The sequence below is a fragment of the Streptomyces sp. NPDC050147 genome (assembly GCF_040660195.1).
In the GTDB taxonomy this organism is placed as follows: Bacteria; Actinomycetota; Actinomycetes; order Streptomycetales; family Streptomycetaceae; genus Streptomyces.
Genome location: NZ_JBFALJ010000027.1, coordinates 76,603 through 89,047, shown reverse-complemented (window position 1 = coordinate 89,047; position 12,445 = coordinate 76,603). Strand labels below are relative to the sequence as shown.

7 protein-coding genes are annotated in these 12,445 nt (G+C 72.6%); all 7 read left to right on the top strand.

Annotated features, from left to right (window positions below):
• Positions 1–270 precede the first annotated feature (270 nt).
• A complete protein-coding gene (locus AB0I94_RS33275) occupies positions 271–1,881 on the top strand; it encodes a hypothetical protein (RefSeq protein ID WP_363313446.1) in 1,611 nt (536 codons plus the stop codon).
• A complete protein-coding gene (locus AB0I94_RS33270) occupies positions 1,878–3,050 on the top strand; it encodes an acyltransferase (RefSeq protein ID WP_363313445.1) in 1,173 nt (390 codons plus the stop codon). The genes AB0I94_RS33275 and AB0I94_RS33270 overlap by 4 nt, the downstream gene beginning before the upstream one ends.
• Before the next feature lie 78 nt (positions 3,051–3,128).
• Positions 3,129–3,869, top strand: a complete 741-nt coding sequence (locus tag AB0I94_RS33265; protein WP_363313444.1) for a methyltransferase domain-containing protein — start codon at positions 3,129–3,131, stop codon at positions 3,867–3,869.
• Positions 3,870–3,924: 55 nt separating this feature from the next.
• Positions 3,925–4,749, top strand: coding sequence for a TylF/MycF/NovP-related O-methyltransferase (locus AB0I94_RS33260; RefSeq protein ID WP_363313443.1), 825 nt, complete (start codon positions 3,925–3,927; stop codon positions 4,747–4,749).
• A 189-nt stretch (positions 4,750–4,938) separates the two neighbouring features.
• Positions 4,939–8,433, top strand: a complete 3,495-nt coding sequence (locus AB0I94_RS33255) for a CDP-glycerol glycerophosphotransferase family protein (protein WP_363313442.1) — start codon at positions 4,939–4,941, stop codon at positions 8,431–8,433.
• Complete coding sequence (locus tag AB0I94_RS33250) at positions 8,430–11,258, top strand: CDP-glycerol glycerophosphotransferase family protein (RefSeq protein WP_363313441.1); 2,829 nt, start codon at positions 8,430–8,432, stop codon at positions 11,256–11,258. The genes AB0I94_RS33255 and AB0I94_RS33250 overlap by 4 nt, the downstream gene beginning before the upstream one ends.
• On the top strand, positions 11,255–12,436 hold the full coding sequence (locus tag AB0I94_RS33245; protein WP_363313440.1) for a glycosyltransferase: 1,182 nt from the start codon (positions 11,255–11,257) through the stop codon (positions 12,434–12,436). The genes AB0I94_RS33250 and AB0I94_RS33245 overlap by 4 nt, the downstream gene beginning before the upstream one ends.
• Positions 12,437–12,445 lie beyond the last annotated feature (9 nt).

The window sequence follows — 12,445 nt, the reverse complement described above, 5'->3', positions numbered from 1 at the left end:
AGGCCGCGTACGGGTCACCCGCCTGGCGGACGGGAGAGTGACTTGGGGCGATATGTGTACGTTAGCCCCTTAATGATCAGTCCCCTCGCGCAGTTCCAGCGCCGCAAGGAACCATCCGCACCACCGCCGCCGGAGTGCCCACCCCAGGCACCCGCACCATCAGCGTGCCCAGCACCCGCACCACAGGCCGGAGCCCCCTCTCCGGCCCGCCCCCCGACCCCGACCGCGACCGCCGTCGCCCTCTGCCGCCGCTGGGCCGACCCGGCGGCCGTGGCCCTGGCGACTGCCCTGATCGCCTGGCGTGCGAGCGCGCTCGGTCAGTGGATCGTGGACGACGCGGCCATCACCTTCGCCTACGCCCGCAGCATCGACGAGGGCCTCGGCCCCGTGCAGCAGCCGGGCGCCGACCCCGTCGAGGGCTACTCCAACCCCTCCTGGCTCGCCCTGCTCCTCGTCGGCCGCGGGCTCGGCCTCTTCGACCACGGCGCGTTCCTCGGCGTCAGCGACCTGGTGCTCTATCCCAAGGCCCTCGCGCTGCTCTGCACGGCGGGCGTCCTCGCCTGCGTGACCGTGGCGGCGCGGGCCGTGCTGCCGGGCCGGGCCTGGGCGGTGACGCTGCTGACCGGCGGTGTCCTCGCCGCGAACCTGTCGTACGTGGCGTGGTCCTTCTCAGGCCTTGAGAACCCGCTGTACGCGCTGACCGCCGCCGCGACCGGCGCCCTGCTCGTCCACGGAGCCGTGCGCGGCACCCTGCTGCGACCCGGCCTCGCCGCGACCGCGGGGGCCGTCGCGCTGCTCGCCGCGCTGACCCGGCCGGACGGCGCGGTGCTCGCCGCCGCCCATCCGGTGGCCGTGCTGCTGTTCCTGCGCCGGGGCCACCTCGTCCGGGCCGCGCGGGCGGTCGCGCTGAGCTGCGCCACCTTCGCACTGCCGTACGCGGCGTTCCTGCTGTGGCGCCGCGCGACCTTCGGGCTCTGGGTCCCGAACACGGCGGTGGCCAAGGCCCAGAAACCTCCGCGGCTCGATCAGCTCGCGGCGGCGGGCGAGCTGTTGACGTACGGCGGCTGGGCGCTCGCCCTGATCGGCGCGGCCTGCGCCGGCATCGCGCTCGCCCGCCCCGGGCCGCCCCGCAGAGCCCTGGCCGCGCTGCTCGTCCCGCTGGCCCTGACCCTCCTCGCCTACGGCGTGCTCGGCCGCGACTGGATGGCGCTGTACCGCTTCGCGACCCCGGTGTGGGTGCTCGCCGCGACGGCGCTCGCGCTGGCCGCGGGGGTCGTCTGGCGCGCGGAACGCCCCCGCGCGCGGGCCCTCGTCGGCTCCGCGCTCGCGGGCGCCCTGCTGCTCTCGGTCACCGGACAGGCCGCGCAGAACCGCAGGTTCACGGACCGTCCCACCCTGTCGATGTGCTTCGTCGCCGAGCGCTACGGCCACACCTTCAACGCGTACGCCTCGTATCTCGGCCTGCGCGATGCCACCGTCGCCCTGCCCGACCTCGGCGGCACTCTGCTGACCTCCCGGCTGCGTGTCGTGGACGTCGCGGGTCTGACCGACCGCCGCGTGGCCGACGCGTACGCGGCCGGTGACACGGCCGCCCTGCGCCACTACGTCCTGAACGAGGTGCGACCCGAACTCCTCCACGTCCACGCCGCCTGGACCGACAAGACGGGCCTGACGGTCTCCCGCCTGGCGGCCGCGGGCTACGTCCCGCTCTACCGCGAGGGCAACGGCGGCGACTACGTCCGGGCGGACGCGGTGCACGACCCGGCCCGGATCACCGCACTGCGCGAGCGGGCGCGTCCGGCCCTGGACGCCATGGTCGCCGAGATGCGCGCGGCCGGCTGCGGTCCGGTCCTGCGAGCGGGCGAGGGGGCACGGGCATGACGACGGCTCTCCCGCGGCAGCAGCGGCCTCTGTCCGGACCGGACGCCTGCGCCGATCCCGCGTCCCGGGTCGACTCCCTCACCGGGATGCGCTTCCTGGCCGCCTTCGCGGTGTTCGTGCACCACTTCACCGGACTCAGCGCGTACGGCGGTGTCGCCCACGCGCCGCTGCTCTTCCCGTACTCGAGGCTGGGCGCGACCGGCGTCGACTTCTTCTTCGTGCTCTCCGGCTTCCTGCTCACCTGGGGGCACCGGCCCGGCTCCCGCGCCGGCCTCTTCTACTGGCGCAGGTTCGGCCGCATCTGGCCCGCCCACCTGGTCGCGACCGTGCCGTGCGTCTGGGTCTTCTACCTCTGGGGAGGCGTGCCGACGGACGCCCTCAGCTTCGTCGCCTCGCTGTTCCTCGTGCAGACGTGGTTCCCCGGAGTCACCCCGACGTTCCCCGGCAACGGCGTCGCCTGGACCCTCAGCGTCGAGGTCTTCTTCTATCTCCTCTTCCCGTTCGCGATCCGCTACGTGCTGCGCCTGCGCACCCGCACCCTCGTGCTGCTGTCCGTCGGCGGACTCGTCGCGATGTGGGCGCTCAACTGGTGGACGGCCACCCATCTCTCGCCCTTCGCCAGCGAATGGGTCATGCGGCACCCGGTGACCCGGCTGCCGGAGTTCGGCGTGGGCATGGCCTGCGCCCTGGCCCTGCGCCGCGGACACCGGATGCGCCTCAGCCCGCCGGTGCTGTTCGCCTGCTTCGTCGCGTACGCCGCCCTCCACAGCCACCGTGCGGAGCTGTTCGGCCCGTACGCGGCGGGCCAGCTCACCTGGGCCCTGCGGTCGGTCGCGGCCCTCTTCGCCGCCCTGTTCATCACCGCTTACGTCCAGCGCGAGCTGTCCGGACATCGCGGCTGGCTCTGCTCGCGCCCGATGGTGCTGCTCGGGCTCTGGTCGTACGCCTTCTATCTGCTGCACCAGACCCTCAACCGGCTGATCCTCGACACCTGGGGCCGCCCGCAGCCGGAGAACGTCGCGGTGTTCACGCTGCTCGGCGTCGGCGTCACCGTGACGGCGCTGTCCTGGGCGCTCTACACGTACGTCGAGGAACCGGCGAGGAAGTGGTGCGCCCGGCGGACCCCGCTCGTCCTGAGACGGGAAAGGGCGGCGGTGGAGGCGAGTTGACGGTGTGACCCTTTGCGGCGATCGGCGATCGGCGTTGACAGCGATCAACGCGTAGAAGAGACCAATCTTGGAGGACACGTGCACCAGTCCGCGTACGAACAGATGGAACTCTGCGTGCGGCAGTACATGCCCGCGGGGAAGCGTCACCGGGTGGTCGACCTCGGGGCCCGGGTGTCCGACGGGCAGACCCGCACCCACAAGACCCTGCTCGAAGGGCGGGACACGGAGTACGTGGGCGTCGACGTGCTCGACGGCCGCAACGTCGACGCGGTGATGACGAAGCCGTACCGCATCCCCGTGAAGTCCCGCAGCGCCGACTTCGTCATCTCCGGGCAGGCCTTCGAGCACATCCCCTTCTTCTGGGCGACGATGCTGGAGATCGCCCGCGTCCTGAAGCCGGAGGGCATCGCCTTCGTGACGGCGCCCTCGCGCGGCCACGTGCACGACGCGCAGGACTGCTGGCGCTACTACCCCGACGGGTTCCGCGCCCTGGCCGCGTACACCCGGCTCGAACTGCGCGAGGCCTACACGGACTTCCCGCCCATGAACGGCATCCGGCACGCCTACGGCAGCATCGACGCCAAGCACGCCTACTGGGGTGACTCCGTCGGCGTGTTCCAGCGCCCCAAGAACTACCCGAGCCTCACCATGGCCTTCGTGCGCACCACCACCAACTGGTGGGCGAACAGGATCGGCGGGGTCGACGGAGTCCCGCTGCCCGAACCCGTCGAGGGCCGTGCCGACTGCGGCAGGCCGAAGGTGGTGGCGCCGCGCGAGACCGACGAGCACTCCGTTTCGGCAGCAAGTGACATTAAATGACGCCATGTTGACGAAATGTGGCATCAGGGATGCCTTGCGCGTATTGTCCGATCCCATGGCATGGCGACGCGCTGTGAATGGCGCACTGAAGCAACTGACCGGATATCAGCTGACGCGCAAACCGGTGCCGACTCAGCGGGCGGCGGCCTCCCCGCCGCCCAAGCCCGCCCCGGCACCGAAGCCGAAGCCGAAGCCGAAGGCCCTGAACCTCCCCGCCGACTACGACGACGAGGCGAAGGAGATCATCCGTGCGGTGAAGCCGTACACGATGACGTCTCCCGAACGGCTGAACGCCTTCATCCTGGCGACCCGGCACGTGGTCCGGCACGACATCCCCGGCGCCGTCGTCGAGTGCGGTGTCTGGCGCGGAGGCTCGATGCAGGCCTGCGCCAAGGCGCTGCTCGCCGCCGGTGACACCGAGCGCGACCTGTACCTCTTCGACACCTACGAGGGCATGACCGCGCCCACCGAGGAGGACCTGCGCCGCGACGGCAAGTCCGCCGAGGAACTGCTCAAGCTCCAGGGCAAGGACCGCCCGATCTGGGCGGTCGCCTCCCTCGACGACGTCAAATCCGGTTTCGAGAAGGTGCCGTACCCCAAGGAGCGCGTCCACTACGTCAAGGGGATGGTCGAGGAGACCGTCCCGCGCGAGGCACCCGAACAGATCTCCGTCCTGCGCCTCGACACCGACTGGTACGCCTCCACCAAGCACGAACTGGAGCACCTGTACGGGCGGCTGGTCAGCGGTGGCGTCCTGCTCATCGACGACTACGGCTACTGGCAGGGGTCGCGCCAGGCGGTCGACGAGTTCATGGACAAGACGGGCGAACGGCTGCTGCTCCTGCGCATGGACGAGGGACGCATCGCCGTGAAGCCCTGACCCTGACGGCGGAACACGAGCGGGCCCGGCGCCCGGCGGTCTTCGGCCGCCGGGCGCCGGGCCTTCTCTTGCGCTCACTCGAATGGCTCTGGGCGGGTGACCCGGAAGGGCGGTGGTTGTTAACCGGGTGGCCCTCAGCAGGACGCGCAGCCGTGCCCGTCAGCTCTCCGGAAGGAATGTGCGCAGCGCATGACACCCCGACTCGCCGTCGTCGTCCCCGTCTACAACGTCGAGGAGTTTCTCGCTCCTTGCCTCCGGTCGCTGGCCGAACAGACCATGCCGGACCTCGAGGTGGTCATGGTCAACGACGGTTCGACCGACGGGAGCCCACGCATCGCCCGCGAGTTCGCCGCCGAGGACGCCAGGTTCCGTCTTGTGGAGCAGGAGAACGCGGGGCTCGGGGCGGCGCGCAACGCGGGGGTGCGCGAGGCGCGGGGCAGGTATCTGACGTTCGTCGACAGCGACGACGTCGTCCCACGGGACGCGTACGAGCGGATGCTGACCGCACTGGAGAAGTCGGGCTCCGACTTCGTCACCGGCAACGTCCACCGGCTGCGCTCGGGCGGCAGGAGCGAGCAGTCGCCGATGTTCCGCAAGATGATGGGGAGCGACCGCAGCGGCACGCACGTCACCCGCGACTGGGAGCTGCTCGGCGACCGCATCGCCTGCAACAAGGTCTTCCGCAGGGAGTTCTGGGACCGGCACGCCCTCACTTTCCCCGAGGGCGTCCTCTTCGAGGACACCCCGGTCATGATCCCCGCTCACTTCCTCGCCGAGGCCGTCGACGTACTGAAGGAGCCCGTCTACCTCTGGCGCGACCGCGACGGCTCCATCACCACCCGCCGTGCCAGGCCCCGCGCGGTCCGCGACCGCGTCGCCGCCGTCCTCGCGGCCGGCGACTTCCTCGCGTCGAAAGCGGCTCGGGCGGCGGGCACGCCGCAGGCGGAGGTGTTCGCCGAGGCCAAGCGGCGCTACGACACGACGGTGCTCTGCGGGGACCTGTGGCTGTTCATGGAGGCCCTGCCGCACGGCGACGCGACGTACCACGACGTCTTCATGGAGCAGGCCAACGCCTTCGCCGACACCGTCGACCCCGCGGTCCTCGCCGCACTGCCGCTCGCCCTGCGCGTGCGCTGGCAGCTCATCCGCCGGCGCCGGGTCACCGACCTGCTCGCTTTCATGGCGTACGAGAAGTCCCACCCCGACGCCTTCCGGGTCCGCGGTCTGCGCCGACGCCGGGCCGAGTACCCCGGGATCGGGGGACTGCCGCGCGAGACCGTCGCCCTGAAACGTTCGGATCTGCCGCTCCTCGCACAGCTCACGCACATCGCCTGGGACGAACAGGGCCGACTGCGGCTCAAGGGGTACGCCTACATCCCCAACCTGCCGGCGGGCCGTATCGGGGCGCGCGCCAGGGTGGCCTGGCTGCGGGCCGGACGGCGGCGCGTCCTGCCGCTGAAGCTGCGCACGGTGCGGGCGCGCGAGGCGACGTACCGCTCCAAGCAGGGCCTGCACAGCTACGACCGGTCCGGGTTCGAGACGGTCATCGACCCCCGCAGGACCATCACCAAGCGGCGCAGCACCACCTGGAAACTTGAGATGGGCGTGGTCAGCGCGCTCCTGCCACGCACCGGACCGGTCAGGCCGGTCAGCCCGCCACGGCTGCCCGTGCGGTATCTGGAGGAGTTCCTGCGGGTGGCCGTCACCCTCAGCAAGGGGCGGCTGCGGCTGCGCACGGAGCGGGTGGCGGCGCGGCTCGTCGCACACGAGGGCTGCGGCGGCACCGTCCGGCTGCACGGGCGGCTCGCGCCGGGGGAGTCGCAGGCCGTCGACGCCCTGCGGGTGGAGAACTGGGCCACCAAGGAGGCGCACCACGTCCCCGCCCTGGTGAACGGCCGCGACTTCAGCGCCGATGTGCCGCTCGGCCTCTTCCACGCCGGTGAGGACGAGCGCACCGGCGAGCCGCGCAAGGCCGATCCGTGGGGCGTCGCGGTGGTCCGCGAGGGCGGCGGCCGCACACCGCTCGCCGCCTGCCCCGACGTCCCGGCGGGGCGGTACGGACTGCTGCCGGGCCGTGAACTCCTCGTCCTCGCCAACGCGTCGGGGAACCTGGAGCTGCGCGACCAGACCGTGCGGCCGCTCGTGTCCACCGTGAGCTGGGAGGACGAGCTGCTCGTCGAGGGCAGCCACCCGGGCGCGGAGGCCCGCGCCGGGGAGCTGGTCCTCGTGCACGCCGGCCACGGCGACGAGGCGGCGGTGCCGGTACGGATCGCGGGCGGAAGGTTCTCCGCGGCGCTGCGCCCCGAGGCCGTGCCAGGACCCGGAGGAACCCTGCCGCTCGCCGAAGGACGCTGGAACCTCTTCCTGCGCGAGCCGGGCGCGCGCGACCCCGAGCAGTACACCCCCGTGTGCGTGGCACCGGGCAAGGCCCGCGAACTGCCCCTCGTACGCACCAGGTCCGGCCGCGACATCAGCCTGAAGCGCCACGCACACGACGGCCTCCACCTGCGCTCGGGCTCCGCGCTGCCCGTCGCCGACCGGGGCGGCCCGCGCCGGCGCAGGCTGCGCGAGGAGTACGCGGCCCAGCGCGGCCGGCCGCTGCGTGACGCCGTCCTGTACTGCAGCTTCGACGGACGGCAGTACTCGGACTCGCCCCGCGCCGTGCACGAGGAACTGGTGGCCAGGGGCGTGGAGTTGGAGCATCTGTGGGTGGTCCGCGACCAGCAGGTGGCGCTGCCCGAGAGCGCCACGCCGCTCGCCCTGTGGAGCGCCGAATGGCACGAGGCCCTCGCCCGCTGCCGCTACATCGTGACCAACACCCAGCTCCCCGAGTGGTTCGTGCGCGCCGAGGGCCAGTACGTCGTGCAGACCTGGCACGGCACCCCGCTCAAGCGCATCGGCCGTGACCTCGCGGGCCACGCCTCCGCGGACCGCGCCTACATGGCGAGCCTGCCCGGCCGCGCCGACCAGTGGAGCGTGCTCGTCTCCCCGAACCGCTTCTCGACGCCTCTCCTGCGCGGCGCCTTCGGCTACACCGGCGAGGTCCTCGAACTCGGCTATCCGCGCAACGACCTGCTGCACGCCACCGACCGCGCCAAGGTCGCCGCCTCCGTACGCGAACGGCTCGGCATCCCCGAGGGCAGACGCGTCGTCCTGTACGCGCCGACCTGGCGCGAGAACCAGCCCAAGCAGGCAGGACGCTACGCCCTCGACCTCCAACTCGACCTCGACGCCGCCGAACGCGCCGTCGGCGACGACACGGTGCTCCTCGTCCGCAGGCACTACCTCGTCGGCGGCACCGTCCCCGGCTCGGACTTCGTCCGCGACGTCACGCGCCACCCCGACGTCAGCGAACTCCTCCTGATCAGCGACGTCCTGGTGACGGACTACTCGTCCCTGATGTTCGACTTCGCGCAGACCGGGCGCCCGATGCTCTTCCACACCTACGACCTCGACCACTACCGCGACACCCTGCGCGGCTTCTACTTCGACTTCGAGGCGCGGGCGCCGGGCCCGCTGCTCGCCACCAGCGACGAGGTGATCGCCGCGCTGCGCGACCCGCTGGCCGCCACCGCCCCGTACGCCGACAAGTACGACGCGTTCCGCGAGGTCTTCTGCGACCTGGACGACGGGAACGCCGCCGCGGGTGTGGTGGACGCCATGCTCGAAGGAGGCCGCGCATGAGCACGCCGGATCTGCACGACGTCAGCTGCGTCGTGGTCGCGGGGGCGGACGTGGACGCGCTGCGGCAGTCGGTGCGGTCCGTGCTCGACCAGACGATGGGCAACGTCGAGGCGGTCGTCGTCGACCCCGGGGCGGACGGCCCCGCCCGCGACGCGGCACGGGAGCTCGCCGCCGACCAGCCGCACCGGGTGCGCCTGGTCCGCGCCGGGGACGTGCTGCCGGTCGCCGCCGCGCGGAACCTCGGGCTCGACGCGGCACGCGGGCGGTACGTCATCGTCCTGGGCGAGGGCGAACTCCTGGAACAGCACGCCTGCCGCAACCTCTTCGACGCCGCGCGCCGCACCGGGGCCGAACTGGTGGCGGGGCGCTGGACGCGGCTCACGGAGGGCGGCGGCAAGAAGGAGCGGGGCCCCGGCTGGCAGGACCGGCTGCACGCCAGGACAAGGAGTGTCGAGAACCTCTGCGACGCCCCCGAACTCGTGACCAGGGACTCCCTGACCGCCGGGTTCTGCGTCCGCCGCGACGTCCTCGACCGCGCGCGTCTGCGGTACGCACAGGACCTCGACCACAGCGAGGTCCTCTTCGGCGTCGAGGCCGCCCTCGGAGTCCGCGCCCTCACCCTCGTACCGAACCTGATCACCACCCACCGCTCGGCGCCCGCCCCCGCCCACGAGACCCCCGCGCTCGCCGCCGCCAACGACCGCGTCGCCGGGCTCCTGGTGAGCCTGGGCCGCCTCGACCTGGCCGACCTGCGTGAGCGGTCCTTCCTCGTCGACCACGTGCTGCCCTGCGCCCGCACGTTCCCCCGGCTCACCGCCGAGGAGCGGCGCCGGGCCACGGACGGAATCGCCCCGTACCTCGAAGGCCGCGTGGACGCGCGCGCCCTGAACGCCCTCGACCCCGTGGAGCGGGTCTGCGTGCGGCTGCTCGCGGACGGCGACACGGACGGCGTCCTCGCCGCCTCCTACGCGCTCGCGCGGCCGGGGACCGTCGTCTCGGAGCTGACCGAGCGGGAGGGGAAGGTCTACTGGCGCGCGGACGGGCTCGACGACCCGCGCGTACGGGAAGTGCTCGACGTCAGTGAACTTGGGCACCAGCACGAGCAGTTGGCCCAGGTGCGCCTCCTCAACCGCCTGACCAGGTGCGACGTCGAGGCGGGCAAGGCGGTCCTCGAAGGCCGTGTCGTGCTGCCCGGCGGTCTGCTGCCCGACCGGCCGCCGCTCACCGCCTGGCTGGACGTGCGGGCGCACGGCGCGAGGCGGCGCGGCTTTCGCGTACCCGTGGAGGAGGTGCACTACGACGGCGGCACGGTCCTCTGGCGGGCCACGGTGGTCCTCACCGCCCGGTTGTGGAACCTCGGCATCCGCGACCGCGCCTGGGAGCCGCGGCTGCGACTCGCCGCCGACGGCCAGGACGTGACCACCGAACTCGTCGCCGAACCGGAGACCGTGGGGCAGAGCCAAGGGGTCGGCGTCACCGGCGCGAACAGGCTGGAGCTGCGCCTCGCGCCCCGCCACCGCGCCGCCCGCACGCTGCGCGCCGCACTGCACTACGCCACGCACTTCCGCCCCGCGCGGGGGCTCAGGCTGCGGCTGCGCGCCCTGCGCAAGCGGTGGGACGGGCTCAGCGGCAAGGGGGTCAAGCTGCGCGTCTACCGGCGGGCGCTGCGGCGGCTCCCCGTCAGCAAGGGCTCGGTCGTCTTCGAGAGCCACATGGGCAGGTGTTACGGCGACAGCCCGCGCGCCGTCCACCAGGAGATCGTCGACCGGGAACTGCGGCTGCGCTGCACCTGGGCGTACGCCGCCTCGGCGGACGGGTTCCCCGACTCCGCACGCCTGGTGCGCCGTTGGTCCTGGCGGTATCTGTGGGCCCTTGCCCGCGCCGAGTTCTGGATCGACAACCAGGGCTTCCCGCACGCCCTGGACAAGCCGCGCCACACCACGTACCTGCAGACCTGGCACGGCTCCGCGTACAAGCGCATGGGCTTCGACGAGGCGCGCCTGAAGACGCAGAACGCCCCGCAACGCGAGCACCTGCGACAAGCCGTCGACCGCTTCGACCACTTCCTGGTGCGCTCCGAGCACGACGTGAACACCCTGGCCCGCGCCTACGGCATCCCCGACGAGCGGCTGCTGCGCTGCGGCTACCCGCGCAACGACCGCCTGGTCGCGGCGCGCGCCCGCGACGAGACATCGGGCCGCTTCCCCCGGCCGTCCGTGGCCGCCGATCTCGGCATCCCCGACCACAAGACGGTGGTCCTGTACGCGCCGACGTTCCGCGGCCTGCCCAAGACCAACAAGGCGGTCCAACTGCCGCTGGACGTACGCCGGTTCGCGGAACGTTTCGGCGACACCCATGTCCTTCTGGTGCGCGCCCACTACTCGGAGGCGGCGGCCCTCCCGGTCTGCCCGCCAGGGACCGTCATCGACGTCTCGGCGCACCACGACGTGAGCGAGCTGCTCTGCCTCGCCGACGTCCTGGTGACGGACTACTCGTCGATCATGTTCGACTTCGCGCTCCTGGACCGGCCGATGGTGCACTTCGCGCCGGACCTCGACGCGTACGCGGCCGAGCGAGGCAGCTACTTCGCGCTACGGGACGAAGCGGGCGGGCCCGTGGTGGAGACGCAGGAGGAGCTGCTGCGCGTGCTCGCCACGCTGAAGCAGGCCGATCGCGCGTGGGCTCAGCGCCGACGGGCGTTCGCCGCGCGGTTCGGCGCGTACGACCGGGGGCGGGCCGCGGCCGACGTGGTGGACGCGCTCTTCGGGGAGCGGTTCGGGAACGCGGAGCGGTTCGGGTCCACGGCGAAGAGGGACGGGGCATGACCACGACGATCGCGACCAGAAAGATCACCGCCCCGACGAAGAGCCGCGACCTCTTCCTCGTGGCGAACACCGTCGACGAACTCGGCGGCGTCACCGCGTGGGCCCACCAGATGGCCCGGCTCTTCCAGGGCAACGGCCACCGGGTGCACGTCATCGGCGTCCACGAGGCCGAGCTGAAACTGGCCCTCCCGGACGACCTCGGCTACCCCGTGACCAGCCTCTACCGCGAGCATCCGCCGACCCCGCGCCCGGCGCGCGGCCTCGGCCGCCTCAACGTGGTGGCGCGCCGCCGCGAGGCGGCGCGGGTCGCCGCCAAGCGCCGCACCGTCGACCGGCTCTCGGAGCTCTTCCGTGCCGCGCGCCCCGGAGCGGTCGCCATCGTCACGCAGGTCTGGCCGATGGAGTGGATCAGGGAGGCGGACACCGCGGGCCTGCGCATCATCGGCATGAGCCACGAGTCGTACGCGTACACCCGCGCCTGCCACCGCTACCGCGCGGTCAAGCGCAGCTACCCCTCCGTGGACCGCTGGCTCGCGCTCACCCAGGAGGACGCCGACGACTGGATCCGCGACGGCATGCACAACGTCGGCGCGATGCCGAACGCCCTCGCACACCTCCCCGCGGTGCCCTCGCGGCGCGAGGGGAAGGTGGTCTGCAGCATCGGCAGGCTCGCCGACCAGAAGGGCGTCGACATGCTCGTCGACACCTGGGCGCTGGTGGCCCCGCACCGCCCCGACTGGACGCTGCGGATCTACGGGGCGGGAGCGGACGAGGCCGACCTCAGGCGGCAGTGCACGCGCCTCGGCCTGGACGGTTCTGTGCGGTGGTGTGGCCGCACCAGTGATGTGCCCGGCGTGCTCGCCGAGAGCTCCCTCTTCGTGCAGTCGTCCCGCGGCGAGGGCTTCCCGCTGGCCCTGATGGAGGCGATGGCCAGCGCGGTGCCGTGCGCGGCCTTCGACTGCGCGCCCGGCGTACGCGAGATCGTGCGCCACGGCGAGGACGGCCTGCTCGCCCCCGTCGGCGACATCGAGGCCCTCGCCGACCGCCTCCTGCGCCTCACCGGCAATCCGCGGCTGCGGGACGCGATGGGGGAGCGGGCCCGCCAGAACGTCCAGCGGTTCTCCGAGGCGCGGGTCCTGGAGCGCTGGGAGGAGCTGTTCGATCTGCTGGAGCGGTAGCCCGCGCCG

Bases quoted from the DNA above. Each gene is read 5' to 3' on its own strand.
- AB0I94_RS33255 (WP_363313442.1), top strand. From the start codon at position 4,939: ATGACACCCCGACTCGCCGTCGTCGTCCCCGTCTACAACGTCGAGGAG.
- AB0I94_RS33270 (WP_363313445.1), top strand. From the start codon at position 1,878: ATGACGACGGCTCTCCCGCGGCAGCAGCGGCCTCTGTCCGGACCGGAC.
- AB0I94_RS33260 (WP_363313443.1), top strand. From the start codon at position 3,925: ATGGCATGGCGACGCGCTGTGAATGGCGCACTGAAGCAACTGACCGGA.
- AB0I94_RS33250 (WP_363313441.1), top strand. From the start codon at position 8,430: ATGAGCACGCCGGATCTGCACGACGTCAGCTGCGTCGTGGTCGCGGGG.
- AB0I94_RS33245 (WP_363313440.1), top strand. From the start codon at position 11,255: ATGACCACGACGATCGCGACCAGAAAGATCACCGCCCCGACGAAGAGC.